The sequence below is a fragment of the Streptomyces sp. NBC_01255 genome (assembly GCF_036226445.1).
Classification (GTDB): Bacteria; Actinomycetota; Actinomycetes; order Streptomycetales; family Streptomycetaceae; genus Streptomyces.
This window is the reverse complement of record NZ_CP108474.1, coordinates 4,906,022-4,932,234: the sequence shown is the minus strand read 5'-3', so window position 1 is coordinate 4,932,234 and position 26,213 is coordinate 4,906,022. Positions and strand designations below refer to the sequence as shown.

The window sequence follows — 26,213 nt, the reverse complement described above, 5'->3', positions numbered from 1 at the left end:
ACGATCAGAGAGACAGCCCGCGCACCAGCAGATCGAGCAGCGCGCACACGAACAGGCTGATCCCGATGAAGCCGTTCGTCGTGAAGAACGCCCGGTTGAGCCGGGACAGGTCGTTCGGCTTCACGATCGAGTGCTCGTAACAGAAGGCCGCCGCCACGATGACGAGGCCGACCCAGAAGAACATCCCCGCGTCCGTGGCCACCGCGTACCAGACGAGCAGCCCCGTCGTCACGACCGCGGAGGCGCGCGCGCCCCACAGCGCCGCCGGGATGCCGAAGCGCGCCGGGACGGACATGACACCCTCGGCGCGGTCCGCCTGGACGTCCTGGCAGGCGAAGATCAGGTCGAAGCCGCCGATCCAGATGCCGACCGCGAGGCCGAGGATCACCGCGTCCCAGGACCACTCGCCGGTGACCGCGAGCCAGGCACCGATCGGCCCTATGGCCTGGGCGAGCCCGAGGATGGCGTGCGGGAAGTTCGTGAACCGCTTGCCGTACGGGTAGACGACCATCGGGATGACGGCGAGCGGCGCGAGCGCCAGACAGAGCGGGTTGAGCAGCGCCGCGGCGCCCAGGAACACCACGACCGCGATCCCGGCCCCGGTCCACGCCGACCGCACCGACACCGCCCCGGTCACCAGCTCGCGCCCCGCCGTCCGCGGATTGCGGGCGTCGATCTCGCGGTCGATGATCCGGTTGCAGGCCATGGCGAAGGTCCGCAGGCCCACCATGCAGACGGTGACGAGGAAGAGCGTCCACCAGTGGATGTTCTTGTCCACCTGGTACATCGCGGTGAGCGCGGCGGTGTACGCGAAGGGCAGCGCGAAGACCGAGTGCTCGATCATCACGAGGCGCAGGAACGCCTTCGTACGCCCCGGATCCGCGCCCGGTACGGCGGCCGTGGTCACAGCCCGTACTCCTTCCAGCGGCGGTCCACGAGGGCCGCCGTCGCCGGATCGGACTCCACCATGTCCGGCCAGCCGCCGTCCCGGGTGTAGCCCTCCTCGGGCAGCTTCTTGGTCGCGTCGATACCGGCCTTGCCGCCCCAGAACTGCTGGTACGAGGCGTGGTCCAGATGATCGACCGGCCCCTCCACCACCGTGAGGTCGCGGGCGTAGTCGGTGTTGCCGAGGGCCCGCCAGGACACCTCGTGCAGATCGTGCACATCGCAGTCCTTGTCGACCACGATGATCAGCTTGGTCAGCGACATCATGTGCGCGCCCCAGATGGCGTGCATGACCTTCTGCGCGTGCTTCGGGTACTTCTTGTCGATCGAGACGATCGCGCAGTTGTGGAAGCCGCCCGACTCCGGCAGGTGGTAGTCGACGATGTCCGGCACGATGATCTTGAGCAGGGGCAGGAAGAACCGCTCCGTGGCCCGGCCGAGCGGCCCGTCCTCGGTGGGCGGCCGGCCGACGACGATCGACTGGATCAGCGGACGCTTCCGCATCGTCACGCAGTCGATCTTCAGCGCGGGGAACGGTTCCTGCGGCGTGTAGAACCCGGTGTGGTCGCCGAAGGGCCCCTCCGGCAGGGTCTCACCCGGCTCCAGCCACCCTTCGATGACGACCTCGGCGTGCGCGGGCACCTGGAGCGGCACGGTCTTGCAGTCGACCATCTCGATCCGCTTGCCCTGCACGAAGCCGGCGAACAGGTACTCGTCGATGTCACCGGGCAGCGGGGCGGTCGACGCGTACGTCACGGCGGGCGGGCAGCCGAAGGCGATGGCGACCGGCAGCCGCTCCCCCTTCGCTGCCGCGACGGCGTAGTGGTTGCGGCTGTCCTTGTGGATCTGCCAGTGCATGCCGATGGTGCGCTTGTCGTGCCGCTGGAGCCGGTAGAGCCCCAGGTTCCGCACGCCGGTCTCGGGGTGCTTGGTGTGCGTGAGCCCGAGATTGAAGAAGGAGCCGCCGTCCTTGGGCCAGGTGAACAGCGCGGGGAGTGCGTCGAGATCGACGTCGTCCCCGGTGAGCACGACCTCCTGGACGGGAGCGGCGTCGGACTTCACCTTCTTCGGCGGCACGTGGACCATCGAGCCGAGCTTGCCGAAGGCCTCGCGGACCCCGACGAAACCGTGCGGAAGCTCGGGCTTGAGCAGCCCGCCGATCTTCTCGCTGATCTCGCCGTACGACTTCAGGCCGAGGGCCTTGAGCAGCCGGCGGTCGGTCCCGAAGACGTTCATCGCGAGCGGCATCGAGGAGCCCTTGACGTTCTCGAAGAGAAGCGCCGGACCTCCTGCCTTGTTCACTCGGTCGACGATCTCCCCGACCTCCAGGTACGGGTCGACTTCGGCCTTGATGCGCTTGAGGTCGCCTTCGCGCTCAAGGGCCCTGAGCAGCGAGCGGAGATCGTCGTAAGCCATAAGGGCCAGTATCGGTCACCGGCTACCCTTGACCTGTCACCGGGGCCGCCGAAACGCGCCCCCGCCACCGCTTCCAGGGGGCTGTCCCACATGCTCAGGGCGCTGTTGTACATCCTGCCGCTGGCGCTGACGATCTACGCCTTCATCGACTGCCTGAACACCCCGGAGGAAGAGACCAAGCACCTGCCGAAGGTGGTCTGGGTCATCATCATCCTGCTGTTCTGGATCGTCGGGCCGATCGTCTGGTTCTTCGCGGGCAAGGTACGGCGCCCGGCCGGGGCGCGGGGCAGGGCGGGCGGCTGGGTCGCCCCCGACGACAACCCGGAGTTCCTGAAGTCCCTGAAGGACGAGAACACCCAGGGGTTCGAGGAGCGGGAGGCGGACCTCCGCCGCCGCGAGGAAGAGCTGAGGAAGCGCGAGAGCGGCGAGGACACCGAGAGCTGACGGAGGACCGATGGAACTGCGACTCCTCCTCACCTTCGAGAAGGTCGCCGACGTCCTCTCCTTCACCCGGGCGGCCGCCGACCTCGGCTATGCCCAGTCCAGCGTCACCGGTCAGATCCGCTCCCTGGAGTCGTCGCTCGACGTGGAGCTCTTCGAGCGGCTCGGCAGCCGCATCCGGCTCACCGAGGCCGGGGAGCGGCTCCTGCCGTACGCCCGCCGGATGACGGAGCTGGCGGAGGAGGCGAGGACGGCGGTCTCCACCGCCTCCGAACCGTCCGGGACGATCGCCGTGGGCACGATGGAGTCCCTCACCTCCTACCGGCTGCCGCCGCTCCTGGAGTACTTCCACCACCGCTACCCGAAGGTGCGGCTGACGCTGCGCCCCACCCTGGGCGACGAGACCCGGGCGGCGCTGCGCCAGGGCACGTACGACGTGGGCTTCCTGATGGAGCCCGGTACGGAGCACGAGGGCCTGGAGTCGGAGGTCCTCGCGCCGGAACCGCTGGTCCTGGTCGCCGGCCCGGGCCACCCCCTGGCGGGCCGTACGCGACTCACGAACGCGGACCTGGCCGCGGCCCGCCTGGTGGGCACCGAACCGGGCTGCCCGTACCGCGACCTCTTCGAGGCGGAGCTGCGGGAGTGGGCGCCGCCCTTCATGGAGTTCGGCACGATCGAGGCGACGAAGCGGGGAGTGACCGGGGGCCTGGGCGTGGCCCTGCTCCCCCGGGTGGCGGTGGCGGAGGAACTGACCTCCGGCACCCTGATCGCCCTGGACTGGGAAGCCCCGTTCACCCTCTTCACACAGCTCGCGTGGCGACGGGGGAAGAAGCTCCCGGCGCATGTCCGGCTGTTCGTGGAGCAGGCGCGGCGACTGGTGTCCGAGCAGAGCCGGCCAGTGTGACCTTGAGACTGGCGAGGACGATGAGCGGGACGCCGAGCGCCTGAACGAGCCCGATGTGGTGCCCGTACACCGCCCAGTCGACGCCCATGGCGACGGCGGGGTAGGTGAAGGCGAGGACGGCGATCTTGGCGGTGGGCAGCTTGGCGTAAGCGGCGTACATGAGCACGTACATGAGCCCGGTGTGGATGACGCCCAGCCCACCCAGCCACAGCCACCCGCCCCCGATCCCGCCGACGGCGCCGAAGTCGACGAAGGGCAGGAGCAGCGGGAGCCCTACGAGGACCTGGACGAGCGCGATCAGATGGGGCCGTACGCCGGTGATCCGCTTGGTGACGAAGGTGGCGAGGGCGTAGAGCACGGCGGCGGCGAGGGCGAAGCCGAGCCCCTTGAGGGAGGCGGTGTCCCCGGGCCGCACGCCGGAGACGAGCACGAGCCCGCCGAAGGCGAGTGCGAGCCACCCGAGCTTTGCCCCTGATATCCGCTCCCTCATGAATACCGCCCCGAGCAGCACAAGAAAGAACGGCTGCGTGTGGTAAACGACGGTGGCGAGCGAAATCGAGGTGGCCTCGTAAGCCTCGAACAAGAAGACCCAGTTGAAGACGATGAACACCCCGCCGAGCGCAGCGAGCCCGAGCTTCTTCGGGGTGAACCCGTGCCCGGTGAAGAACCCCCGGGCGAGGCTGTACGCCCCGAGCGCGGCGGCCCCGAAGAGGCACCGGAAGAACACCACCTCGAAGGGCGAAGCCCCGGACTCGACGACGAAGACGCCGAGCGTGCCGGAGAGCACCATGGCGAGGGTGAGTTCGACGGTTCCCCTGGTCTCGTTTCTCATGACAGCGACGCTACGAGCGGGAGGGGAGCCGGGTCCACGAGCCAGTGGCCCGTCCTCCCGATGGGGGCGATCGGCGGGACCGATGGGGGTTCTACGACTCCCCCTCCCCCTCCCTCGGAAGTGCCACGGCCGCCTTCCACAGGAGCAACTCCCCGTCGTCCACGGGCTTCATCTCTCCCTGGAACATCAGCCAGTACCCGTCGGCGTCCTTAGGCTGGGTCGCGAACACGTACGTCTCGCCGTCCACCAACCGCCGAGCGGACGCCTCGTCCGGCGCGAAAGGCACGAGCACCGCGCCCCGAACGTCCCCGCGCAGCACCGAGACGACGTCGACCCGGTAGACGTCCGTCGTCCAGGACTCGTCCACGCGCCGCTCCACGAACGCCACCACGCGCCCGGTGAAGACGTTCTCGGCGTACGAGGCGGTGTCCACCACGCTGGTGGCGTCGTACACCCGCAGGACACACCCGGACGAGACCTGCCCCTCCAGATACCGGTATCCGGACCAGCCGCCCAACGCCAACGCCCCGGCGACCACCCCGCCCGCCACCAAGGCCGTCGCTTTCCTGCTCATGCGCCTCCCCACAGTCACCACACGATAGCGCTCTGTGAGCATCCATCATGAACCTGACTCTCTGCAAAGGGAGTTGGCGCGGGATACGTTGTTCTCCCGTAGAGGTCGAAGGAGTCGGATGCCATGCCCGAGAACCGCGATCGACGTCCCGAGGCAACCCGCCGTGGCATCCATGCCCTCGCGGGTTTCCTGCTCCTCGCTGCCGCGCTCTCCGCGTGCGGAGGAGCCGACGCGGAGAGCACGAAGGCGGCTGCCCCCGCACCGGCGAAGGCCACGAACGGCGACTCGCAGGTCACGGCGAACGAGAAGCCCTCCGTGAAGATCATCACCCGTGGTGCGGGCGACCCGACTCCCAGCCTCTACGCCCATCTCCCAGGGACTCTCGTCGTCACCGACGACAACTGCGTCGCCGTGACCACCGCCCGGAGCGAGAAGCCGATTGCCGTTGTCTGGGGCCACGGCTGGTCGGTTCGCGAGGAGAGCGGCAAGGCCGCCGTGTACGACGCCGACGGCAAGCTCTTCGCCCGCGAAGGCGACAAGGTGGGGCTGGGCGGCGGAAGTTCCGACCGGTTCGACGGCAAGCCCTGTGCCACCGACACGGTATTCGCAGCCAACGACGCCCAGGCGGCCCCGTAGGGAGACCGAGGAGGCCCGCCGGCGCCGCACGTCATGGACGGTCGCCGGCCCGGGGCGGAGGCGCCGGATGGCAGAGGCACCCGCACACGAGGTAGCGGACTCCCTGTACGCCGCTGTCGCGGGGGACCCCGTCCCGGCAGCGGTCGTGGCGGCCGACGATGCAGCGCGGTGACCGGAACTCCGGCTCGGGCGCGAGGACGCGGGTCAGCAGCGACACGGCCACCGCGTCGGCGATCTCCGGCGTCACCCACCAGCCGTCGCCCGCGCGGTCGCGGTGCGGACCGTCGTGCCCCACGGCCAGCACGCAGACCGAGCCGCCCCACACCGGCCGCACCGCCTCGGCGACGTCGAACACGGACCGCCGCGCCCCGCATCGGCTCATCGGGCGCTCCCGGCGTGGATGTTGCGGTGGTCGACGTCCACCCCGACCGTCGCCAGCCACAGCGCCCGCCGCCGACGCCGCTGCACGGTCCGTGCCGAGTCCGCCGCCAAATAGGGCCGCTCCAGGGGCGATCGGGCGCCGTCGAGGAGTGCGGTCTGCTCGCGGGCGTAGGGAGATCGCCGGGAGGGCGCGCGGTGTCGGGGCGCGGGGGACGGTGTCGCCGGGCGGGGGCGGTGCCTGCCGGTGGCAGGCAGGGTCAGCATCAGCAGCCCGAGCAGTACGGGGATCAGCGCCCTGCCCAGTACGCGCGCGATAGGGTTCCGCACGTCATCAACTCCGTTGGTAGTTGGTGGCCATGCCCCGGGGCCGTTCGAGCGGTCGCCGGGGTCTTGCGTTCCCCTCACCGTAGTGAGTGCTACACACTGCTGCATCACTATGTAGCTAGATCCATCCGAACGTGTCTTTGTATGACTATCTACCGTTGACCTATGAGCCTTGACCCGAAGTCGGGACGCCCGCTGTACGTGCAGCTGGCCGACGTGATCGCAGCGCGGATCGCCACCGGGGAGTACGCCCCCGACCGCATGGTCCCCACGCCGGCCCGCCTCGCCGAGGAGTACGGCATCGCCGTGCTGACCGCCCGCCGGGCCATGCAGGAACTCCGCAAGCACGGACTGATCTACACCGTGCCCGGCAAGGGCTCCTTCGTCGCACCCACCACCGGAGTGAGCACCCCTTCGACGGCGGAACCCCTCATCGACCGGGAACAGGCACAGCGCTGGCTCCGCACCGCCCTCTCCGAGGCGCGGGACGGGCTCGGCGAAGGCGGGATTCCGATCGGGGCCGCGCTCTACGGCGCCGACGGCACCCTCCTCGGGCGCGGGCGCAATCGGCGCGTGCAGGACGGGGACCCCTCCCTGCACGCCGAGACCGCCGCGTTCCGGGCCGCCGGGCGGCAGCGCTCGTACCGGGGGACGACCATGGTCACGACCCTGTCGCCGTGCTGGTACTGCTCCGGCCTCGTCCGGCAGTTCGGGATCTCACGGGTCGTCGTCGGCGAGGCCCGGACGTTCCACGGCGGGCACGACTGGCTCACCCGGCACGGCGTCGAGGTGATCGTCCTCGACGACGCCGAATGCGTGGCGCTCATGCGGGAGTTCATCGCCGCGCACCCCGCGCTCTGGCACGAGGACATCGGGGAAGAGCCCTAGGCAGGGCCCAGTACTGCGAGGGCGTGCCCGTGCCGGCCGACGGCGCGTACATCAACACCAGCGTCGCCGTCCGGCAGGCCGCTGGGCGTTCGTGCGGTCAGCCGACCCGCTGGTAGGTCTCCTCCGAGCCCTGGCCCGAGTCGTTGGTGAGGATCAGCCGCTCCTCGCCGTCCACCTCGCCGAGACGCAGCGGGGTCGTCTGCTTGCCGGCCCAGCCGCAGTCCACCTGCGCGAGGAAGTGGCGCCAGGTTTTGTCCGCCTCCGACTGCACGGCCTGCACGCCGCCCTCGCAGGTGTCGCTCCCGTCGCTGGTCCAGAACGTCCCGTCCGCGGAGATCCGCAGCGTCCAGGGGGTGTCGCCCTCGGTGCCGGTCTCCTTCCACTCACCGACGACCATGGCCAGGTCGGTACTGCCCGGCTTCGCGGCCTGTTCTGCCGGGTTCTGCGGCTTCGCGTCGTACGGATTCGCCGAAGCGTCCGAGGTCTCACAGCCCGTCAGGAGAAGCATCGCTCCCAGGGCGGCCCCCGCCGCACCTCGTGTCAATCTGATCATGACCCCTACCGTACCCACCCCAAGTCGGGCGCCCGACGGAGGGATTGGCGTCAGGAGCTGCGGTGATCGGTGGTCCCGGGTGCCGCGAGTGGCGGGGGCTGGCCCCACCCCCGATCGGCCGGACAGCCGGATGGCCCGGTGGGTCCCGTGTCGGCGACGGTGGGGCGGTACCCAGCAAGTCGCCTACAGAGAAGGCAAGATCGTGCGCATCGTCACGGCCACCGCCGTCGCCCTGGCCCTCGTCGGCGCAGCCGCGCCGGCCGCCACCGCCCACCAGCCGTCCACCGACGGAATCTGGCGCACCGACGGCTACGGCACTGTGCTGTCCATCCGGAACGGAACCCTCCAGGAGTACCAGACCACCGCCGTCAGCTGCATCGCGGGCGACACCGCGCGGCGGACCGGCCCCGGCACCTACACCACGCCCGGGAACACCGTCCTCACCGTGCGCATCCGCGGGGACCGCGACCGCGCCTCCGTACGGCTGGACGGCGACGTCGGCGAACGGAACCTGCGCCGGATGACGGAACTGCCCGACGCCTGCACGGGTTCCGCCCCCGGGGGACCGCTCGCCTCCTTCGACGTCTTCTGGCAGTCCTTCGAGGAGAACTACCCCTTCTTCGCCGCCAAGGGCATCGACTGGCACGCCGTACGCGACCGGTACCGGCCCACGGTCCACGAAGGGACGACCCCGGACGAACTCTTCGCCGTCTTCAGCAAGATGGTGGAGCCGCTCTACGACGCCCACGTCGCCGTCTGCGACGTCGACGGCGACGGCGACGGCTACCCCGACCGGCTCTTCGGGCAGGCCCGCCCCGGCACCGTCATGCCCGGCGGGACGCTCGATGCCAAGGTCAAGAAGTTCGTCGTGGAGCGCGACCTCAAGGACGCCCGGAACCTCCAGGACTTCGCCGCCGGGCGGATCACCTACGCCGACCTCCCCGGCGGGCAGGGCTACCTGCGGATCTCCGGCTTCGGCGGCTACGCGGGCGACAAGGCCTCCTACGCCGCCGAGCTGGCCGAGCTCGACAGGGCGCTGGACACGGTCCTCGACCAGGAGCGCACCCGGCACCTGAAGGGCCTGGTCATCGACCTGCGGGTCAACGGCGGCGGCTCCGACGCCATGGGGCTCCACATCGCCGGGCGGCTGACCGACACCCCCTACCTCGCCTACTCCAAGCGGGCCCGCAACGATCCCGCGGACCCCACCCGGCACACGCGCCCCCAGCCGCTGTACGTCACGCCCGCCAAGGGCCCCCGCTACACCGGACCGATCGCCGTGCTGACCGGAGGATCCACCGTCAGCGCGGGAGAGACCTTCACCCAGGCCCTCATGGACCGGCCCGGCCGGACCGTGCGGATCGGGCAGCCCACGCAGGGCGTCTTCTCGGACATCATGGTGCGCAAGCTCCCCAACGGCATGTCGGTCTGGCTGCCGAACGAGGAGCTGCTGACCCGGTCGGGCAGGACCTTCGACGGCGCGGGCATCCCGCCGCACCTCACCGAGCCGGTCTTCACCACGGAGGAGTTCGACGGGAACAAGGACTCGGCCTTCGACCGGGCCGTGAAGGTCCTGCGGGACTAGTCCTGCCAGTAGAAGAGCGCCGTGTCGACCGTGATGGCGTTCCGTCCGCCGAAGTAGTAGACGCAGAGGTCCGTGACCCGGATCGCTCCCGTCTCCCCGTCGATCCAGCGGAAGCCCGCCGATTCGAGCGCACGCCAGGCGGCGTCGGGAGCGTCCTCCTCGGCGGTCGCGAACGGGCCGAGGGTGCTGATCAGGAGCCGGTCCCCACCGACCTCGATCACGTGGTACGTCCCGTCCCCCTGCTGGTTGTCCTCGCCGCAGGAGACCGGGGGCTTCGGAGCCAGGCCGGCCGCCGTGAGGGCGGCCGTCGCCCGGCGGAGCTGCTCGTCCACGTCGGGACGGGCGGGCGGCTCGGCGCACACGGCCTCGATCCGCCACCGCGGGTCGCTGTGGCGCTCGCAGCCGGGACCGTACTCGTGGACGATCGCACCGCGGAGCTCCTCGTCCAGGCCCTCGACCTCGACCCGGGGGCGCCCCAGACGTTCGTAGACCGCCTGGGCCTCGGCCCTGTCCTCGGTGAGGCCGTACAGCGCGTACGCCGCCCAGACCTTCGCCTCGGTCGTCGGCGCCTCGTCGAGGTAGGCGCGCAGTCGGTCCGCGTCGGTCGCGAGCGACTGGGCGACGTACCCGACCCGCCGGTCCGGGTCCGCGAGCGCGTAGGTCACGTCCTCGTCGGCGCGGTACCGCATCCAGACGCGGAACTCCCGGTCCTCGGGGCGGTCCTCGCCGAGATCGGCCAGGATCGCGTCCGCTCCGTACCGGTCCACGAGCCCGTCCAGACCGGCATCGCCCGCGTCGCGGGCGCTCCGCTGCGGCAAGGCGGCGAGCGTCGCCAGCTCGCGCGCCGCCGAACGGTCGCCCAGCAGGCCCCGCGCCTTGAGGAACGCCTCTCCCATGCCGTACGAGGTGTCGGACGCACGATCCTCGTGCCGCAGCCACGGCAGCAGCTCCGCCCGGTCGGCGAGCAGGTCGAGGAGGGCCCTGCGCACCTCGGGGGTGTCCTGGGGGTCCTGGACGCACGCGATCAGCTCGGGGACGTACCGTTCGGGGACCCGGCCGGTCAGCGCGATCACACACGGCCGGCGCCGCCACCACGGGTGTCCCGGGTCCGCCACGTACCGGGCGAGTTCCTCCGCGCCGACCTCCCGCAAGCCTGCGGTGTCATGGAATCCGGCCTGCGGTACCAGGGTCTCGATGCTTCGCATCCGGGGATGTTACTGCCCGGGAAACGCCCTGAGCAGGCCGATTTCACCGGCGCGCGCACGGTCTGCCCGATGGGGACACCATGGACGTATGACGCTGCCCGGCGAGCGTGGCCTCGCCGTCGTCGAGGCCCCGTCCGTGCTCGGGTTGCGGCCGTCCGGGGTGCAGGAGCTGCCGGAGGCCGTGCTCGGCGGAGTGGTGCGGGTCGCACGGGTCGAACCGCCCGCGTACGACCCGGTGAGGGACGCCGTGACCGGGGTGCTCAACCCGGGCGGGATCGCGCGGTACTCCGTACAGCTGGCGGACGTCGTCGGCGAGGTGCTCGACTCCGGGCGCTTTCCCGTCGTCCTGGGTGGCGACTGCAGCATCCTGCTCGGGAACCTGCTCGCCCTGCGGCGCAGGGGGCGGTACGGGCTGTTGTTCCTCGACGGACACACGGACTTCTACCAGCCGTCCGCCGAGCCCACCGGCGAGGTCGCGTCGATGGAACTCGCCCTGGCCACCGGGCGCGGCCCGCGGCCGCTCGCCGATCTGGAGGGGCGGGAGCCACTGGTGCGGGACGAGGACGTCGTCGCGTTCGGGTTCCGGGACGCCGACGAGTCCGCCGCGGCGGGGAGCCGACCGCTCCCGCCGCGGCTGTACGCCCTCGCCCTCGACGACGTGCGCGCGGCCGGCGCGGTCGAGGCCGCGCGCGGCGCCGTTGCCCGGCTCGCCGAGCGGGACGGGTTCTGGGTCCACCTTGACGTCGACGTCCTGGACGACGCGATCATGCCCGCCGTCGACTACCGGCAGCCCGGCGGGCTGAGCTGGGCCGAACTGGAGGACGTGCTGAGGACGGCCCTGGGCCAGGAGCGTGCCGTCGGGTTCGATGTCACCATCTTCAACCCCCGACTCGACCCCGACGGGACGATCGCCGGCCGCCTGACCGACTGCCTGCAGCGGGCCCTGGCGGCCGAGGGCCCGCCGGTCTTGACGAGGCCGCGCTCGTCACCGTAGACCCGTGACGGCGGCGCGTCAGACCACGGCGAGCCGGTCCACCAGCAGCTCGGCTCTCCCCTCGGCGTACTCCGCAGGCAGCCGTCCCGCCCGGGCCAGGGTCGCCTGCCCGTGCAGGGCCGCCCAGAACACCTCGGTGAACACTCCCGGGTGGACGCCTTCCCCGGCGACTTCGACGAGAGTCTCCAGTAGCGCGGCGAAGGCGTCCTTCAGAGGCTCCGGGGTCTCCTCGTCCGCGAACGCCAGGCCGCCGTCGAGCTGGAACATGGCGTCGTAGACCGCCGGGTGGCGTTCGGCGAAGTCGAGGTAGGCGCGGGCGAGGGCGGCGACCCGGGCGCGCGGGCCGTCCGCGGCGGAGGTCGCGGCCCGCACCGCCGCGGCCAGCTCGGCGGCGCCTTCGAGGGCGACGGCGCCGATGATCTCGCGCTTGCCGCGGAAGTGGCTGTAGAGGACGGGCTGGCTGTATTCGATGCGCTCGGCGAGCCGACGGGTGGTGACCGCGTCCCAGCCCTGCTGCTCGGCGAGTTCGCGGGCCGTGGCCACGATGAGGCGCTCGCGGACCGCTCGTTCGCGCTCCTTGCGTTCCTGTACCGACATACCTCCATCCTAGCATCGCTAGACAATCAAGCGGCAGCAGCACTAGCGCCGCCCCGCCATCTAGCAACACTAGATCCCAGGAGGGGTCGTCATGCAGACGAACCGCTGGGACCGCTGGGACCGCTTCCACCACGTCCGCGTCGCCGTCGTCATCGCCGCCTTCACCCTGCTGGTCACCGCCCTCACCTGACACCCACCAACCTCGCAAAGGTTGACGTGATCCCAACACCCTGTCGATATCCTGGACTTGATGATGTGACGGGGCGCATCTCGTGGGGTAGCAGGGGGAAGCAGGGGGGTGGCCGGTGGACAGGGAGCTCTACGGACGCGAAGCGGTCCTGCACGACAGTGGTCTCGTCGCACGGCTCAGTGGGCTCACCCGGCACGGTGCCGCGCGGGTCGCGTACGAGCACGGCGACGATCCGCCGGTCACGGTGTTCACGGGCGGGCGCGGCATGGGGAAGACCTCCCTGCTCAAGGAGGTCCGCAACCGCTACAAGGGCTACACGCCGCTCGCCCTGCTCGACTGCGCGCACGTCGAGCCGCCCGCCGACCACGGCCCCGGCTGGAGCCAGGTCACCGGCGCGCTCACCGAGCTCGCCGTCCAGCTGTCGCCGAAGGTGCTCGCCGCGAAACCCGTACAGTTCCCGAGACTCTCGCTCGGGCTCGTCGCCGTCGCCTCGCTCGGCTGGTCCCAGGAGGACGACGAGCGGGCCAGGAACGACCTCCAGCAGCTCGGGCCGCTGCTCGCGACCGTCGACGCGACGAAGGGCGCCGCCGGGAACTGGGTCTCCAAGGTCCTCGCCAAGCTGGCCGCGAACTTCGCCGAGGCCACCGTGCCGATGGCGGGACTGCTCGCCGAGGCGACCGTCGAGACCGTGCTCGAAGAGGTCTTCGGGCGGTTCCAGCGCGCCTCCGAGAACTGGTACGGCAGCTACCGCAACGCCGGCGGCCGGGGCAAGGCCGGCCTCCGGCAGCTCGCGATCGACTTCGAGCAGGGCGGCCGGCGCCGTGGCGAGGCCGAGGACTTCCTCGTCGTCGCCCTCACCGAGGACCTGCTCCACGCCTATACGGGACTCCGGCGCGGCACCCGGATCGGCAGACCGCTCCTCCTCCTCGACAACGCCCACGAGCCGCTCGGCCGCCAGCTCGTCGAACCGATCCTGCGCGCCCGCGCCACCGGCCGCCGCGACCGGACCGTCGTCCTCGCCACCTCCCGGGTCCGTGAGCACGAGGCGCTGCGGCACGCCACCAGGTCCCGGCTGCCGGAGACCGCGCACCGGGCGCCCTGCCCGCGCGGGACGGGCGTCAGCTCCGGCATCCTCGCCGTCGAACTCACCCCGCTCTCCCCCGCCCAGACCCGCACCGCCTTCGACCACCACGACCCGGCCGGCCGCACACCACCCGAACTCGCCCGCGCCGTCCACCGGTTGACCGGCGGCCGCCCGCTCGGCGTGGCCCTCCTCGGCCGGGCCGCCGGCGAGGCCCCGGCAGAGCTCCGGGCCGCCCTCACCCCGGGCGGACTCCTCGACCTGACGGTGGAGCTGCGCGAGGACACCCCGCCGGTGCCCGTCGCCCCCACCCTCCTCGCCGAGCTGCTCCCGGTGCGACGCCCCGGCCCGTACGCCGTGCTCGCCGCCACCCACGACGAGGGGTCCGCCCGCGTGCTCGCCCACGCCCGGCTCCAGGGCGAGTCCCTGGACGGGGACGTGGCGCTGCGCGTCCGCGACCGGCTCCGCGCCGAGGACTGGCAGGACGGCCCCCGCCACTTCGTCGCCGACCCCCTCCTGCGCGCCCTGCTCCTGCACCGGCTCCGCTTCGAGGACGACGACCACCCGCGCTACGCGTCCTGGCGCGCGGTCCACGAGACCCTCCACCGGTACTACGGGCCCGAGCCCGGCCCGTACCGCCTCCACCACGACCTCGCGCTCGGCCGCACCGAGGAGGCCGTCACCCACCTGCGGGCCACCTTCCCCGAGCAGGACGTCCTCGGCTGGCTCGGACGGCTGAAGTTCGTCGCCGCCGCCCCGTACCCGCGCGAGCGGGACCACTCGGGGCCCGACCCGCGCCGGGCGATCGCCCTGGGGCAGGCCCCGACGGGCGACCTCCCGGCGGGACTCGACGCCGACCGCATCGAACTCCACCTTTCCGTACGGCGGTTGCTGCACGCCGTATGGCTGCTCACCGATCCGCTCGCACTGCCCGACGACGACGTGGCCGACCGGCTCGCGCACGAGCTGCGCAGGCTGTCCGGCCGCCATCTGACGGGCAGCGGTTCGCTCTGGGACGCGGCCACCCACTGGCCGCGCGACATCCGCGCCTGGCGGGAGCTCTCGCTGCCGCCCGGCCGCGAGGACGGAGTCTGACGCCATGCCCGACCGACCGAACGGCGGACTGACCGACCGGCTGCGCCGCCGCGTCCGCACCCCCCGCCAGAAGCTCGTCGCCGCAGTCGTCACGGCCGCCGTCGTCATCGGCCTCGGCGGATACGGGATCGCCCGGCTCACCACCCCGGAGGACCGTTCCTGCGCGGCGGGCGTCGAACGCCCGGAGGGCAGCTCCGAGTGCGTCGGCGTCAACGGCGACGGCCACGCCTTCGGCATCCCCGAACTCGCCGAGGTCGCCGAGGCCATCGGCCGCGAGAACGCCGCCCTCACACCCGGCGAGTACGCGACCGTCGCCGTGCTCCTGCCGCTGACCTCCCCCGACGGAGGCATGCGGACCAAGGTCCTCCACGAGGTGCAGGGCGCGTACGCCTACCAGTACCGCGCCAACCACGAGTCCAACAACCAGACCCCGAAGATCCGGCTCGTCCTCGCCAACACCGGCCGGGGCAACGCCCACTGGCCGTCGGTCACCCAGCAGCTGGCGTCGATGACCGGCGCCCCCGACCGGCTGCGGGTCGTCTCCGGCATCGCCACCTCCTCGACCGAGATGCGGGAGGCGGTGACCGCCCTCACCGAGGACGGGATCGCCGTCGTCGGCACCACCATCACCGCCGACGACATCGCCAACGGCCCCGGCGCCGGAAACAACCGCTACCCCGGCCTCGCCCGCGTCTCCCCCACCAACAGCGACGAGGCCAAGGCCCTCGCCCACTTCGGCCGCGTCGACGCCGCCAAGGCGCTCCTCGTCCAGGACACCCGCAGCGGCGACCACTACACGGACACCCTCAAGTCCGCCTTCGCCGCCTCCCTCAAGGGCGCGCCCTACGAGCCGCAGCTGTTCACCTCGCCCCCCGACCCGACCGACGAGGGCACCACCGCCAACACCTTCCGCCAGATCACCCACCTGATCTGCGACACCCGCGCCGAGACGGTCTTCTTCGCGGGCCGTCACACCCAGCTCCGCCAGTTCATCAACGCGCTGGGGTCGCGCGGCTGCACCGACCGCGCCTTCACCATCCTGACCGGCGACGAGGGCTCGTACCTGGGCGCCGACAAGAAGCTCGACCGGAACGCCCTCAAGAAGAAGCTGACCGTCCGCTACGCCGCGCTCGCCCACCCCGACGCGTGGAAGCCGGCGCCGGGGCGGCCGGTCCCGGCAACGGGCGGTTCGGTGGGGGCGTACTCGACCTTCGAGACGGACATCGCCCGCGCCTCGAAGGAGCCGGTCCCGCTCGCGGACGGGCAGGCGATCGTCGCGTACGACGCGATGGCGACGGCGGTCCACGCGATCCGCCAGGCCACGCCCCGCGAGGCCCAGTACCCGGAGCTCGCGGACGTGGTCACGCAGTGGCCGCAGGTGAAGGGCTCGCTGCGGGTGCAGGGCGCGAGCGGCTGGATCTGCCTCGACAACTACGGCAACCCGTACAACAAGGCGGTCCCGATCGTGGAACTGGCCCTGGACGGCTCCCAGCGCTTCGTCGCCATCGCCTGGCCGGAGAAGAACCCCCCGAGCACGTCCTGCCTGCCACCGAAGAGGAGCTAGGGGGTCACGGCACCCACTTCGGCCAGGGCGCCTCGTCCCGCTCGTACAGCACGCGCAGATCGGCCCAGCGCTCGGGCGACCACGCGGCCCAGTCCGTCGGGCGGCCGTCCAGCGCCGCCACCAGCCGCTCGAAGTGGTCGTGCCAGCCCGCCAGGCAGTCCAGCCGGTACTCCCGCGTCCCCCGGAACTCGTTGGTGAAACGCAGCACGGTCGACCCGCCGCCCCCGGACCCCGGCTCCAGATGGAACCGGATCCGGCCGTGCGGCGGATCGACCGTGTACTCGGCGACGTACTCGGGGTCCCAGGCGGTCACCCGCCCCGAGACCTCCGTCTCGCTGTTGAGCCAGCGGAGCGTGACCAGGCCACCGAGCCGGGGCTCCAGCGGGTCCGCCGCGCACAGCCAGCCCGGCAGGCCCTCGGGGGTGGCGACGGCCTCCCAGACCTCCGCCGGCGGGTGCGGGAGCTCCATGACGTACCGCAGCAGGTGCGTGTCGCCGTCGTGGGCCTCGCACCTGCCCCGGGGTATCTCGCTCATACCTCCAGCGTGGCCCCGGGGTCCCCCACCCGCTACTCCAACGCCGGTTCCTACTCCACGCCCGCGTAGGAGTGCTTGCTGGTGACGAAGATGTTGACGCCGTAGTAGTTGAAGAGGAAGCAGCCGAAGGCGATGAGCGCGATGTACGCGGCCTTCCGCCCCTTCCAGCCCGCCGTGGCGCGCGCGTGCAGGTACGCCGCGTAACCGACCCACGTGATGAAGGACCAGACCTCCTTGGCGTCCCAGCCCCAGTACCGGCCCCACGCGTCGCCGGCCCAGATCGCGCCCGCGATGATCGTGAACGTCCACAGCGGGAAGACGGCCGCGTTGACCCGGTACGAGAACTTGTCCAGGGACGCCGCCGAGGGCAGCCGCTCCAGGACGGAGCGGGCGAACGCGCTGGGTGCGCCGCCGCTCGCGAGCTTGTTCTCGTACGAGTCGCGGAAGAGGTACAGGACAGTGGCGACGGCCGCGAGGTAGAAGACCGCGCCGCAGAAGATCGCGGTGGAGACGTGGATCCACAGCCAGTACGAGTCGAGCGCCGGCACCAGCTGGTCACTGGGGGTCTTCAGCCAGGTCGTGGCCAGGCCCAGGTCGAGCAGGACGGTCGTGACCAGCGGCAGGCCGATCCACCGCACGTTCTTCTTGGCGAGGAGGAAGCCGAGGTACGTGCCGACCGCCACCGTGGAGAAGGTGGTGGAGAACTCGTACATGTTGCCCCAGGGGGCGCGCTGCACGGCGAGGGCCCGGCTGACCACGCCCGCCGCCTCGATGGCGAAGGCGAGGACGGTGAGGGAGACGGCGATCCGGCCGTAGAGGTCGCCCTTGACCGTGCCGCCGGACGCGCCGGGGCCGTCCGGGACGTCCCGGGTGCCGGCCGCGGAGCGGGTGACGACCTTCGGCTTGTCGAGGACGGCGGTGGCGCCGGCCGCGCCCTTGACCTGGACGGTCACGGCGGCGGCCGCGGCCGAGGCCTGCTGCGTGAGGGCGGCGGCGGTCCGGCCGACCTTGCTGCGGCTGCCGAGGACCCACTCGGCGATGTGCGCGAAGAAGGCCAGGGTGTAGACGGCCATGGAGGAGTAGATGAGCAGGTCGCTCATCTTCGCCAGGCTCTCGTTGGTGGTGGCGGCGAGGATCACTTGTCGGCCTCTCCCGAAGGGGCAGGGTCTTCTGCGGGTTCTTCCGCGGGTTCTGGCGCTGGTGCGGCGGGCGGGGCATCCGCGGTGAGCGTGACCGCGAGGTCGCCCAGCTCCTCCGGGAGCCTGGCCGACTCGCTCCGGCCGAGGCCGGCCATCTCGACGACGGTCACGCCGTCCTCACCCCGTACGGCCCGGACCCAGACCCGGCGCCGCTGGATGAAGAGCGAACCGGTGAGACCGGCGATCGCCGCGATCGCGCCCGCGAGGGCGAGGCCGTTGCCCGGCTGCTGCGAGATCTGGAAGCTGGCCCACTCCTTGATCTCCTTCTCGAACGTGATCGAGCCGGCCCCGTCGGGGAGCTTCATCGTCATGCCGGGCAGGAGGCGCTGGGCGAGCGGGTTGCCGGACGTGTCCGTGAACTGCTTCATCTTGGTCTTGTCGAGCTGGTACACGTTCTGCGGCAGACCGGAGTCCACGCCCAGGGAGCCGTGGTAGCCGGTGAGCGCCATGGCCGGGTCGACGAGCCCCGGGAACTGAGAGAACATCGTGCCTTCGCCGGCGCCGGCGAAGGTCGGCACGAAGAAGGCCTGGAAGCCCAGCTGCTCCTTCTTGCCCTTGCCGTTCTTGTCGCGGTAGCCGTCCAGCACCTTGATCGCGCCGGTCGAGGTGATGTTGTTGTCGATCGGCAGGAGCGGCACGGCGCCGTGGAAGACGGTCTTGCCGCCGCCGTCCTTGACGGTGACGACGGGCGCGTAGCCGTGGGCGATCAGGTAGACCTTGGAATCGCCGACCTTGAGCGGCTCGTTGACGCGGATGACCGCCTTCTTCTCCGCGCCGTCGGCCTCGGAGTACCGGACCTTCGCCTCGAAGGTGCGGGGGGTGCCGCGCTGCGGGCCGTTCATCTCGTACGTGCCATCGAAGGCGTCGAGCGTGAAGGTGAACGGCTCCAGCTCCTCCGTACCGAACTGCGACCCGGACTTGAAGTCGTCGTACTGCGTGAGCGTGTTGGAGAAGCCGTCGCCCTCGACGATCAGCTTGCCGCCCTCGGACTTGAAGAGCTGGCCCCAGGCGAAGGCGACGAGGATCACGATCAGGGCGACGTGGAAGAGGAGGTTGCCCGCCTCGCGCAGAAAGCCCTTCTCGGCGGCGATCGCGTCCCCGGCTGTGTGGGCGCGGAAGCGGCGGCCCTTGAGGACGGCGAGCGCGGCCTCGCGGACCTGCTCGGGCTCGGCGTCGGTGCGCCAGGTGGCGTACGCGGGGAGCCGGTCCAGGCGCCGGGGGGCGCCCGGCGGACGGCTGCGGAGCTGGCCGACGAACTGCCAGGTGCGCGGCACGATGCAGCCGATGAGGGAGACGAACAGCAGGATGTAGATCGCCGAGAACCACACCGAGCCGTAGACGTCGAAGAGCTGGAGCTTCTCGTAGATCGGCGTGAGGGTGGGGTGCGCGGCCTGGAAGTCCTGCACCTTGATCTCGTCCGCGCTGGTCTGCGGGATGAGGGAGCCGGGGACGGCGCCGAGGGAGAGCAGGAACAGCAGGATCAGCGCGACCCGCATCGACGTCAGCTGCCGCCAGAACCAGCGGATCCAGCCGACGACTCCGAGGACGGGGCCGCCGATGGGGGCGTCGCCGCGGTCCTCGGTGGGGGCGGTGGAGAGCTGCGCGCCGGCCGCTTCGTCGGCGGTGCGCTCGGTCTCCGTCGTGTCGGACGTACCGGATGTGCCGGTCGTACCGGATGTGTCGGTCGTGCTCATGGAACTCAGATCCCCACCGTGAAACCGCTGGACCAGCCCTGCATCGTGGCGACCATGCTGTCCCACGCGCCCGTGAGGAGCAGGACGCCGGTGACGATCATCATGCCGCCGCCGATCCGCATGACCCACACATAGTGCTTCTTGACCCATCCGAACGCGCCGAGCGCCTTGCGGAAGGCGATGGCGGCGAGCACGAACGGTACGCCGAGGCCGAGGCAGTACGCGAAGGCGAGTATCGCGCCGCGCCCGGCGCTGGCCTGCTCCAGGGCGAGGGCGTTGACCGACGCGAGGGTCGGGCCGATGCACGGGGTCCAGCCGATGCCGAAGAGCGCGCCGAGCAGCGGGGCGCCGATCAGTCCGGCGGCGGGCTTCTTGTGGAAGCGGAACTCGCGCTGCGTGAACCAGGGCATCAGGCCGGCGAAGAAGACGCCCATGAGGATCATGAGCACGCCGAGGATGGTGGTGAGCGTCTCGCGGTACGCCTGGATGGTCGACCCGAAGTAGCCGAAGAGGGCGCCGCCGGAGACGAACACGACGGTGAAGCCGAGGACGAAGAGGACGGCCCCGGCGGTCATCCGGCCGCGGCGGCTCTCGGCGAGGTCGGTGCCGGTGACCCCGGTCACGTACGAGAGGTAGCCGGGGACGAGCGGGAGGACGCACGGCGAGAAGAAGGAGACCAGGCCGCCGAGGACCGCGAGGGGCAGGGCGAGCAGCAGGGCTCCGCTGGTGACCGTCTCGTTCACGGGCTCACTTCTCCTTGAGGAGAGGCTCGATCATCGACCGGAGCTTCTCCTCGTCGAGCGCCATGAGGGAACGGGCGGCGATCTTGCCCTCCTTGTCGAGGACGACGGTGGAGGGGATGCCCTGGAGGCTGAGGGTGCCCTTGGGGAAGCCGAAGAGGATCAGCTTGCCCTGCGGGTCGTAGAGACTCGGGTAGGGCACCCCGTAGTCCTCTTCGAAGGCGATCGCGGGCTGCTTGTTGGGGTCGCGGGTGTTGAGGCCGACGAACTCGACGCCCTTGCCCTCCAGGTCCTTGGCGACCTTCGCGAAGTGGGGAGCCTCGGCGCGGCAGGGGGCGCACCAGGATCCCCAGGCGTTGAGGACGACGACGTTGCCCTTGAGGTCGGCGACGTCGAGCTGCTTGCCGTCGAGGGTCTCGCCCGCGAGCTTCCCGGGCGTCGCCCGCTCGCCCTTGGCCGCGGTGGAGATACCGCCCGTGTTGGTCACGAAGTTGGTGTTGCCACCGCCGCCGGACTTGCCGTTGCTGTCGCCGCTGCAGGCCGAGAGCGTGAGGGCGGCGGACAGCACTCCGACGGCGAGCAGGGTGCGTCGAGGGGCACGACGGGCGCGACTGGCACGACTGCTAAGGCTCATGTGAAAAGTTTCGCATGGGCGTTTGGGGGATCTTGGGCACCCCCCTACGTGCCCGTAAAGCCCCTTGTCAAGATCGCCTAAGCCTGACTAGGCGGTCTTGAGATAGGCGTTCCACCCGCCGGTGGGCTTCTGCCCCACGTCGAGCCCGCGCAGCTTGGCGAGAATCTTCGGGTCCTGCACATCGAGCCAGTCCACGAACTGCTTGAAGGAGACGAGCCGGACGTCCTTCTTTCCGGCCATTCCCTTGATCGCGTCCTCGACGGCGTCCATGTAGATGCCGCCGTTCCACTGCTCGAAGTGGTTGCCGACGTAGAAGGGCGCGCGGTTCGACTCGTACGCGCGCGTGAAGCCGCCGAGAAGGGCGTCGGTGGCCTGCCTGCGCCAGCCCGGGTAGCGGGAGGGCATGCCCTTCGTCGTGTTCTTCGACTGGTTGGCGAGCATGTTGTAGTCCATGGAGAGGACCTCGAAGGAGTGCCCGGGGAAGGGCACCGCCTGGAGCGGCAGGTCCCAGATGCCCTGGCGCTTGACGGGCCAGGTCTGGCGGCCGCCGGGCGAGCTGGCGTCGTAGCGCCAGCCGAGGCGCTTGGCGGTGGGGAGCAGGTTGTCCTGGCCGAGGAGGCAGGGCGTGCGGCCGCCGACGAGCTCCTTCGAGTAGTCGAAGGGCAGCGGGTCGAGGTCGGTCCAGCCGCTGTTGGTCTTCCACTCGGTGACGAACTTCATCGCCTGGTCGATCTCGCTCTGCCACTGGGCAGGGGTCCAGTTGCCGACGGAGCCGGAGCCGCCGCAGAAGTGCCCGTTGAAGTGGGTGCCGATCTCGTGGCCTTCGAGCCAGGCCTGCCGGACGTACTTCAGCGTGTCCTTGATGTGGTCGTCGGTGAGGTAGCCGATGTCGGAGGCGCCGACGCGGTTGTTCGGCGGGCGGTAGAGGTTCTTCTTCGACTCGGGGAGGAGGTAGATCCCGGAGAGGAAGAAGGTCATCGCCGCGTCGTGGTTCTTGGCGAGTTCGAGGAAGCGGGGGAAGAGGCCGTTGCCGACCTCGCCCGCGCCGTCCCAGGAGAAGATCACGAACTGCGGCGGGGTCTGGCCGGGTTCGAGGGGCACGGGGGTGTCGGGCTGGTGCGGCTGCTTGCCGGTGTCGGCGGTGGAACCGTCGCCGATGAGCTTGGCGTCGTCCTTGGTCGGAGCGGGTGTGGTCGGCTCCGCCGACGCGTCGCCTCCCTTGCCGGGTCCGGAACGTCCCGGCTTGTCCTCGTTGTTGCTGCCACAGCCGGCGATTCCGATCGCCGCGGCCGCGCCAACGCCCGCCCCGAGGAGCCCCCTTCGACTGATTCCGTTGATCCCGCGCATGACATCCCCATTCGCGCTGACGTATGAACTAAACGTCATCCAAACCGACAATGAGTGAGATGCAGGGCGGAACACGGAGGTTCCGGAAATTCGCACATAAATTTCAGGGCGGCCGGATGGCATGTACACCACCTGACCGCCCTGACGATGGACCTCTTCGGGCCCGCTGTCCAGGCCCGCGCCGTATCGCTCCCCGGGAATCCCTCCGGGACCACGCCCGGAACCCGGCTCGGGACTGCGCCCGGAACCGGCTGGGACTACGCCCCGAACCGGCTGGGACTACGCCCCGAACCGGCTGGGACTACGCCCCGAAGGCCTTCGACTTCCCCTTCACCGGCTTCGCCCCGGCGAGGAGATGCGCCGGGACAAGGTCCCGGGCCGGCTCGCTGTACCCGACCGAGACGATCTTGTCGCCCCGGTACGTGAACGAGGTCAGCGACGCCAGCGTGCACTGCCGCCGCCGCGGGTCGTGCCAGAGCCGCCGCTTCTCCACGAAGCTCCGGACGATCCAGATCGGCAGCTGATGGCTGACGCAGACCGCCTCGTGCCCGCGGGCCGCGTCCTTCGCCGCGTCCAGCGCGCCCATCATCCGCACGACCTGCTCGACGTACGGCTCGCCCCACGACGGCTGGAACGGGTTGGTCAGGTGCTTCCAGTTCCCCGGCTTGCGCAGGGCCCCGTCACCGACGCCGAAGGTCTTCCCCTCGAAGACGTTCGCCGCCTCGATCAGCCGCTCGTCGCTCGCCAGGTCCAGGCCGTGCGACTTGGCGACCGGCATCGCCGTCTCCTGCGCCCGCTCCAGCGGGGAGGCGACGACGTACGTGACGTCCCGGGCGGCCAGGTGCTCGGCGACCCGGTCCGCCATCTGCCGGCCCAGCTCGGAGAGGTGGTAGCCGGCGCGGCGGCCGTAGAGGACCCCGTCCGGGTTGTGGACCTCGCCGTGCCGCATCAGGTGGACGACGGTGATGTCGTCGGCACCGCTGGAGACGCTCATGCGGTGGCCTCCGCGGCGGCGCGGGCGGCGGCCGGCAGCGCGGCGGCGATCCGCTCGATCGCCCGCTCGTCGTGGGCGGCCGACACGAACCAGGACTCGAAGGCGGACGGCGGCAGGTAGACCCCGTCGGCCAGCATCGAGTGGAAGAAGGCGTTGAAGCGGAAGGCCTCCTGCTGCTTCGCCTCGTCGTAGTTCCGCACCTCGTCGGCCGTGAAGAACACCGAGAACATGTTGGAGGCGGTCTGCAGCCGGTGCGCGACACCCTCCTTCGCGAGGGCGCCCGTGACGAGCCCCTGGATCTCCTTCGACACCGCGTCCACCGTCGCGTACGCGGCCTCGTCGAGCAGCCGCAGCTGCGCGAGCCCGGCGGCGGTGGCGATCGGGTTACCGGAGAGCGTGCCCGCCTGGTAGACCGGCCCGGCCGGGGCCAGGTGCCCCATCACGTCGGCGCGGCCACCGAACGCGGCGGCCGGGAAGCCGCCGCCCATGACCTTGCCGAAGGTCAGCAGGTCCGCCTTCACGCCGTCGATGCCGTACCAGCCGGCCCGCGAGGTACGGAAACCGGTCATCACCTCGTCCGAGATGTACAGCGCGCCGTTCTCCCGGCACAGGTCCGCCAGGCCCTGGTTGAAACCCTCCGCCGGCGGCACGACGCCCATGTTCCCGGGCGAGGCCTCGGTGATCACACAGGCGATCTCACCCGGGTGCGCGGCGAACGCCGCCCGCACCGCTTCGAGGTCGTTGTACGGCAGCACGACCGTGTCCCCGGCCTGCGCGCCGGTCACACCGGGCGTGTCGGGCAGGCCGAGGGTCGCGACCCCGGAACCGGCCGCGGCCAGCAGCGCGTCCACGTGACCGTGGTAGCAGCCCGCGAACTTGACGACCTTGGCACGCCCCGTGAAGCCGCGGGCGAGCCGGATCGCGGACATCGTGGCCTCCGTACCGGAGGACACCAGCCGGACCTGCTCGACCGGCTCGACGCGCGCGACGATCTCCTCCGCGAGCGCGACCTCGCCCTCACCCGGCGTACCGAAGGACGTGCCGCGGGCCACGGCGGCCTGCACCGCCGCGGTGACCTCAGGGTGCGCATGGCCGAGAATCATCGGCCCCCACGAGCAGACCAGGTCGACGTACTCCCGACCGTCCGCGTCGGTGAGGTACGGACCGGTACCGGAGACCATGAACCGGGGCGTACCGCCCACGGCTCGGAAGGCACGCACCGGTGAGTTCACGCCGCCGGGCGTCACGAGGGACGCGCGGTCGAAAAGCGTCTGTGAGACTGGGGCTTCGTATGAATACGGCACTGTGATCCTGACCTGCGAGTACGGCCGCGATTACGGCTGCGAGTACGGCTTCGAGTACGGAGGAACGGTGTGGGCACCCTGAGATGACGCCGGGGCGGCTGTCGGCCGCGTCTGCGAAACTGGGGCGTCAGAGGGATGGCTCACGGAATCCATGGTGTCAGAGGCCACGGCGTTCTTGCGGACAGGTGTTTCACCGTACGAACGCGGGGGAGGTCACTGACACGATGATCGGGTCGCGCGGCGGGGTCGTGTTGCCGAGAAAAAGCAGTCGGGTGGAGATATGCATCGCGGTGGCGGACCGGGCGAGGGGACGGACGACCTGGGTCCGGAGTCTGCCCGGCGAGGGAGGCACCGGCGCCGGCGGGCGGACGGGTCGACTCCCGGCGCGCCGGGCACTCCGGGAAGCCCCGGCGGCCAGGGCCCCGAGGCCGATCCCGGATCCGGAAGCGGAAGCGGCCGGTCGTTGGGAGTGACGTACAAGTACTTCGGCGCGCCCGACGGCGCCACGGCGGCCCGCGTCCCGATCTCGATGCGCCCGGAGGAGCTCGGCGGCGACGAGCTCGGCATGGGCGGCATGTTCACCAAGATCAAGCCGGAGACCATAGCGGCGATGGTCCTCACGGGCATCCAGGGCATGCCCCTGAACAAGGTGCCCCCGCTGGAGCTCGTCGTCCTCCACCCGGACTACGCGGTCGTGAAGCTCCCGATGACCGTGGTCGACCCGCTGCGCGGGATCGGCGAGGAGTCGGTCGGCGCCGCCGCCTTCATCTGGTCCACGGTCCCCGACCGCGGCGGCCCGCGCGACGCCTTCGACGTCTACCAGCTGCTCCACGAGTGGCAGGACTTCTCGGTCCGCCTCCACGAGGCCGGCCACCAGCCTTACTGCCTGGTCTGGCCGTAACCCCTGCTCCGGGACGGGAAGGGGCGACGGCGCGAGCACCGACGGCCTTCCCGCTCCCTACGGGGCCGTCTCGCCGCCGCCGCAGTCGACGAGCTCGTCGAGCTCCTCGCCCGTCACGATCCCCTGGGGAGTCCAGTACGAGCTGGCGGGCGGCGCGGACGCCCGTACCGCCGCGAGGTCGAAGACCGCACCCGCCGCGCCCTCGGATCCGTATGCGACCAACACGTCGAGCTGTTTCGGCGGTTCCGCCGGACGGGTGGCCGGGCGGGACGTCCGGTAGTCCCCCGCGGCCCACAGCCGCAGCAGCCCGCCCCGGCCCTCGTCGGTCAGCGGCCCGTCGGCCTGCCACACGAGCTTCTCCGTCCCGCTGTCCCGGAGCTCCACCCGCCGCACCCGCTCCGACGGGCACTGGGCGGCCTTGACCGTGACCGTGTCCCCGTCGATCCGCAGCCCGAGGAGGCTGGGGCCGAGGGGGTCGGACATGCCGGTCACGACGGTGACCCAGAGGAACACGAGCGCGGCCGGCACGGCCAGGCCCGCCAGCGCGATCAGGCCGATGACGACGGCCTTGCGCCCACGCGGTGGCTCGGAGACAGCACTCATCGTCGTCCCACGGTAGCGATCACACCCCAACGCGCAGGGGGCCCAGGGGACACGAGT

General features: G+C 71.1%; 27 protein-coding genes and 1 pseudogene. 10 read left to right on the top strand and 18 right to left on the bottom strand.

Annotated features, from left to right (window positions below; genetic code table 11):
- Positions 1-4: 4 nt before the first annotated feature.
- Together mqnP and OG357_RS22230 are read right to left on the bottom strand one after the other, a co-directional pair.
- On the bottom strand, positions 5-907 hold the full coding sequence (gene mqnP / locus OG357_RS22235; protein WP_329622810.1) for a menaquinone biosynthesis prenyltransferase MqnP: 903 nt from the start codon (positions 905-907) through the stop codon (positions 5-7).
- Entirely contained in the window at positions 904-2,361 is a 1,458-nt protein-coding gene (locus tag OG357_RS22230) for a menaquinone biosynthesis decarboxylase (protein ID WP_329622809.1), read from the bottom strand. Before OG357_RS22230 ends, mqnP begins: the two co-directional genes overlap by 4 nt.
- A gap of 90 nt (positions 2,362-2,451) precedes the next feature.
- Between OG357_RS22230 and OG357_RS22225 the strand changes: the two genes are divergently transcribed.
- Together OG357_RS22225 and OG357_RS22220 are read left to right on the top strand one after the other, a co-directional pair.
- Positions 2,452-2,805 carry a PLD nuclease N-terminal domain-containing protein gene (locus OG357_RS22225; RefSeq protein WP_317596391.1) on the top strand — a complete coding sequence of 118 codons (354 nt, stop codon included), beginning with the start codon at positions 2,452-2,454 and terminating at the stop codon, positions 2,803-2,805.
- 10 nt (positions 2,806-2,815) lie between these two features.
- Positions 2,816-3,706, top strand: coding sequence for a LysR family transcriptional regulator (locus OG357_RS22220; protein ID WP_329622808.1), 891 nt, complete (start codon positions 2,816-2,818; stop codon positions 3,704-3,706).
- Here the strand turns inward: OG357_RS22220 and OG357_RS22215 are convergent.
- Together OG357_RS22215 and OG357_RS22210 are read right to left on the bottom strand one after the other, a co-directional pair.
- Entirely contained in the window at positions 3,603-4,538 is a 936-nt protein-coding gene (locus OG357_RS22215; protein ID WP_329622807.1) for a DMT family transporter, read from the bottom strand. The genes OG357_RS22220 and OG357_RS22215 overlap by 104 nt on opposite strands.
- A gap of 91 nt (positions 4,539-4,629) precedes the next feature.
- Positions 4,630-5,112 carry a hypothetical protein gene (locus OG357_RS22210; RefSeq protein WP_329622806.1) on the bottom strand — a complete coding sequence of 161 codons (483 nt, stop codon included), beginning with the start codon at positions 5,110-5,112 and terminating at the stop codon, positions 4,630-4,632.
- Positions 5,113-5,235: 123 nt separating this feature from the next.
- Between OG357_RS22210 and OG357_RS22205 the strand changes: the two genes are divergently transcribed.
- Positions 5,236-5,748 (top strand): hypothetical protein, encoded by a 513-nt coding sequence (locus OG357_RS22205; RefSeq protein ID WP_329622805.1) that lies wholly within the window; start codon positions 5,236-5,238, stop codon positions 5,746-5,748.
- 31 nt (positions 5,749-5,779) lie between these two features.
- Here the strand turns inward: OG357_RS22205 and OG357_RS22200 are convergent, their stop codons facing one another.
- Complete coding sequence (locus OG357_RS22200) at positions 5,780-6,130, bottom strand: hypothetical protein (RefSeq protein ID WP_329622804.1); 351 nt, start codon at positions 6,128-6,130, stop codon at positions 5,780-5,782.
- Positions 6,127-6,456, bottom strand: coding sequence for a hypothetical protein (locus tag OG357_RS22195; protein WP_329622803.1), 330 nt, complete (start codon positions 6,454-6,456; stop codon positions 6,127-6,129). The genes OG357_RS22200 and OG357_RS22195 overlap by 4 nt, the downstream gene beginning before the upstream one ends.
- Positions 6,457-6,618: 162 nt before the next feature.
- On the opposite strand from OG357_RS22195, the gene OG357_RS38865 reads away from it, so the two are divergent.
- On the top strand, positions 6,619-7,341 hold the full coding sequence (locus OG357_RS38865) for a GntR family transcriptional regulator (RefSeq protein WP_443066712.1): 723 nt from the start codon (positions 6,619-6,621) through the stop codon (positions 7,339-7,341).
- 97 nt (positions 7,342-7,438) lie between these two features.
- On the opposite strand, the gene OG357_RS22180 is transcribed toward OG357_RS38865, so the two are convergent.
- Positions 7,439-7,894, bottom strand: coding sequence for a hypothetical protein (locus tag OG357_RS22180; RefSeq protein WP_329622802.1), 456 nt, complete (start codon positions 7,892-7,894; stop codon positions 7,439-7,441).
- Between the two features lie 202 nt (positions 7,895-8,096).
- Between OG357_RS22180 and OG357_RS22175 the strand changes: the two genes are divergently transcribed.
- The gene (locus tag OG357_RS22175) at positions 8,097-9,479 is read left to right on the top strand and encodes a S41 family peptidase (protein ID WP_329622801.1); all 1,383 of its coding nucleotides are present in this window, start codon (positions 8,097-8,099) and stop codon (positions 9,477-9,479) included.
- Here OG357_RS22175 and OG357_RS22170 read toward each other — a convergent pair.
- Complete coding sequence (locus OG357_RS22170; protein ID WP_329622800.1) at positions 9,476-10,684, bottom strand: hypothetical protein; 1,209 nt, start codon at positions 10,682-10,684, stop codon at positions 9,476-9,478. The genes OG357_RS22175 and OG357_RS22170 overlap by 4 nt on opposite strands.
- 88 nt (positions 10,685-10,772) lie before the next feature.
- On the opposite strand from OG357_RS22170, the gene OG357_RS22165 reads away from it, so the two are divergent.
- Positions 10,773-11,678: an arginase family protein gene (locus OG357_RS22165; protein WP_329622799.1), complete on the top strand. Its 906-nt coding sequence runs from the start codon at positions 10,773-10,775 to the stop codon at positions 11,676-11,678.
- A gap of 18 nt (positions 11,679-11,696) precedes the next feature.
- Here the strand turns inward: OG357_RS22165 and OG357_RS22160 are convergent, their stop codons facing one another.
- Complete coding sequence (locus OG357_RS22160; protein ID WP_329622798.1) at positions 11,697-12,275, bottom strand: TetR/AcrR family transcriptional regulator; 579 nt, start codon at positions 12,273-12,275, stop codon at positions 11,697-11,699.
- A gap of 109 nt (positions 12,276-12,384) precedes the next feature.
- Here OG357_RS22160 and OG357_RS22155 point away from each other — a divergent pair.
- From OG357_RS22155 to OG357_RS22145, 3 genes and pseudogenes are all read left to right on the top strand, one after another.
- A pseudogene (locus OG357_RS22155) lies at positions 12,385-12,465 on the top strand (DUF1772 domain-containing protein); the annotation flags it as partial.
- A 115-nt stretch (positions 12,466-12,580) separates the two neighbouring features.
- Positions 12,581-14,641, top strand: a complete 2,061-nt coding sequence (locus OG357_RS22150; RefSeq protein WP_329622797.1) for a hypothetical protein — start codon at positions 12,581-12,583, stop codon at positions 14,639-14,641.
- Between the two features lie 4 nt (positions 14,642-14,645).
- The gene (locus tag OG357_RS22145) at positions 14,646-16,205 is read left to right on the top strand and encodes a hypothetical protein (protein WP_329622796.1); all 1,560 of its coding nucleotides are present in this window, start codon (positions 14,646-14,648) and stop codon (positions 16,203-16,205) included.
- Positions 16,206-16,209: 4 nt separating this feature from the next.
- Here the strand turns inward: OG357_RS22145 and OG357_RS22140 are convergent, their stop codons facing one another.
- The 8 genes from OG357_RS22140 to hemL form a co-directional block, all read right to left on the bottom strand.
- Positions 16,210-16,740, bottom strand: a complete 531-nt coding sequence (locus OG357_RS22140; RefSeq protein WP_329622795.1) for an SRPBCC domain-containing protein — start codon at positions 16,738-16,740, stop codon at positions 16,210-16,212.
- Positions 16,741-16,790: 50 nt separating this feature from the next.
- Positions 16,791-17,879, bottom strand: a complete 1,089-nt coding sequence (gene ccsB / locus OG357_RS22135) for a c-type cytochrome biogenesis protein CcsB (RefSeq protein ID WP_329622794.1) — start codon at positions 17,877-17,879, stop codon at positions 16,791-16,793.
- The gene (gene resB, locus OG357_RS22130; protein WP_329622793.1) at positions 17,876-19,633 is read right to left on the bottom strand and encodes a cytochrome c biogenesis protein ResB; all 1,758 of its coding nucleotides are present in this window, start codon (positions 19,631-19,633) and stop codon (positions 17,876-17,878) included. Before resB ends, ccsB begins: the two co-directional genes overlap by 4 nt.
- A gap of 5 nt (positions 19,634-19,638) precedes the next feature.
- Complete coding sequence (locus tag OG357_RS22125) at positions 19,639-20,376, bottom strand: cytochrome c biogenesis CcdA family protein (protein ID WP_329622792.1); 738 nt, start codon at positions 20,374-20,376, stop codon at positions 19,639-19,641.
- Between the two features lie 4 nt (positions 20,377-20,380).
- A complete protein-coding gene (locus OG357_RS22120) occupies positions 20,381-21,007 on the bottom strand; it encodes a TlpA family protein disulfide reductase (RefSeq protein WP_329622791.1) in 627 nt (208 codons plus the stop codon).
- 87 nt (positions 21,008-21,094) lie between these two features.
- Positions 21,095-22,345 carry a hypothetical protein gene (locus tag OG357_RS22115; protein ID WP_443066816.1) on the bottom strand — a complete coding sequence of 417 codons (1,251 nt, stop codon included), beginning with the start codon at positions 22,343-22,345 and terminating at the stop codon, positions 21,095-21,097.
- Between the two features lie 310 nt (positions 22,346-22,655).
- Complete coding sequence (locus OG357_RS22110) at positions 22,656-23,348, bottom strand: histidine phosphatase family protein (protein WP_329622789.1); 693 nt, start codon at positions 23,346-23,348, stop codon at positions 22,656-22,658.
- On the bottom strand, positions 23,345-24,652 hold the full coding sequence (gene hemL / locus OG357_RS22105; protein ID WP_329622788.1) for a glutamate-1-semialdehyde 2,1-aminomutase: 1,308 nt from the start codon (positions 24,650-24,652) through the stop codon (positions 23,345-23,347). The genes OG357_RS22110 and hemL overlap by 4 nt, the downstream gene beginning before the upstream one ends.
- Before the next feature lie 280 nt (positions 24,653-24,932).
- Between hemL and OG357_RS22100 the strand changes: the two genes are divergently transcribed.
- The gene (locus OG357_RS22100) at positions 24,933-25,553 is read left to right on the top strand and encodes a hypothetical protein (protein ID WP_329622787.1); all 621 of its coding nucleotides are present in this window, start codon (positions 24,933-24,935) and stop codon (positions 25,551-25,553) included.
- 57 nt (positions 25,554-25,610) lie between these two features.
- On the opposite strand, the gene OG357_RS22095 is transcribed toward OG357_RS22100, so the two are convergent.
- Positions 25,611-26,156: a hypothetical protein gene (locus tag OG357_RS22095; protein ID WP_329622786.1), complete on the bottom strand. Its 546-nt coding sequence runs from the start codon at positions 26,154-26,156 to the stop codon at positions 25,611-25,613.
- Between the last annotated feature and the right edge of the window lie 57 nt (positions 26,157-26,213).

What these genes read in the sequence shown, in the direction of transcription:
- OG357_RS22230 (WP_329622809.1), bottom strand. Translation starts at nt 2,361, where the DNA reads ATGGCTTACGACGATCTCCGCTCGCTGCTCAGGGCCCTTGAGCGCGAA.
- OG357_RS22225 (WP_317596391.1), top strand. Translation starts at nt 2,452, where the DNA reads ATGCTCAGGGCGCTGTTGTACATCCTGCCGCTGGCGCTGACGATCTAC.
- OG357_RS22220 (WP_329622808.1), top strand. Translation starts at nt 2,816, where the DNA reads ATGGAACTGCGACTCCTCCTCACCTTCGAGAAGGTCGCCGACGTCCTC.
- OG357_RS22215 (WP_329622807.1), bottom strand. Translation starts at nt 4,538, where the DNA reads ATGAGAAACGAGACCAGGGGAACCGTCGAACTCACCCTCGCCATGGTG.
- OG357_RS22210 (WP_329622806.1), bottom strand. Translation starts at nt 5,112, where the DNA reads ATGAGCAGGAAAGCGACGGCCTTGGTGGCGGGCGGGGTGGTCGCCGGG.
- OG357_RS22205 (WP_329622805.1), top strand. Translation starts at nt 5,236, where the DNA reads ATGCCCGAGAACCGCGATCGACGTCCCGAGGCAACCCGCCGTGGCATC.
- OG357_RS22200 (WP_329622804.1), bottom strand. Translation starts at nt 6,130, where the DNA reads ATGAGCCGATGCGGGGCGCGGCGGTCCGTGTTCGACGTCGCCGAGGCG.
- OG357_RS38865 (WP_443066712.1), top strand. Translation starts at nt 6,619, where the DNA reads ATGAGCCTTGACCCGAAGTCGGGACGCCCGCTGTACGTGCAGCTGGCC.
- OG357_RS22180 (WP_329622802.1), bottom strand. Translation starts at nt 7,894, where the DNA reads ATGATCAGATTGACACGAGGTGCGGCGGGGGCCGCCCTGGGAGCGATG.
- OG357_RS22170 (WP_329622800.1), bottom strand. Translation starts at nt 10,684, where the DNA reads ATGCGAAGCATCGAGACCCTGGTACCGCAGGCCGGATTCCATGACACC.
- OG357_RS22165 (WP_329622799.1), top strand. Translation starts at nt 10,773, where the DNA reads ATGACGCTGCCCGGCGAGCGTGGCCTCGCCGTCGTCGAGGCCCCGTCC.
- OG357_RS22160 (WP_329622798.1), bottom strand. Translation starts at nt 12,275, where the DNA reads ATGTCGGTACAGGAACGCAAGGAGCGCGAACGAGCGGTCCGCGAGCGC.
- OG357_RS22145 (WP_329622796.1), top strand. Translation starts at nt 14,646, where the DNA reads ATGCCCGACCGACCGAACGGCGGACTGACCGACCGGCTGCGCCGCCGC.
- OG357_RS22140 (WP_329622795.1), bottom strand. Translation starts at nt 16,740, where the DNA reads ATGAGCGAGATACCCCGGGGCAGGTGCGAGGCCCACGACGGCGACACG.
- resB (WP_329622793.1), bottom strand. Translation starts at nt 19,633, where the DNA reads ATGAGCACGACCGACACATCCGGTACGACCGGCACATCCGGTACGTCC.
- OG357_RS22120 (WP_329622791.1), bottom strand. Translation starts at nt 21,007, where the DNA reads ATGAGCCTTAGCAGTCGTGCCAGTCGCGCCCGTCGTGCCCCTCGACGC.
- OG357_RS22110 (WP_329622789.1), bottom strand. Translation starts at nt 23,348, where the DNA reads ATGAGCGTCTCCAGCGGTGCCGACGACATCACCGTCGTCCACCTGATG.
- OG357_RS22100 (WP_329622787.1), top strand. Translation starts at nt 24,933, where the DNA reads ATGCATCGCGGTGGCGGACCGGGCGAGGGGACGGACGACCTGGGTCCG.
- OG357_RS22095 (WP_329622786.1), bottom strand. Translation starts at nt 26,156, where the DNA reads ATGAGTGCTGTCTCCGAGCCACCGCGTGGGCGCAAGGCCGTCGTCATC.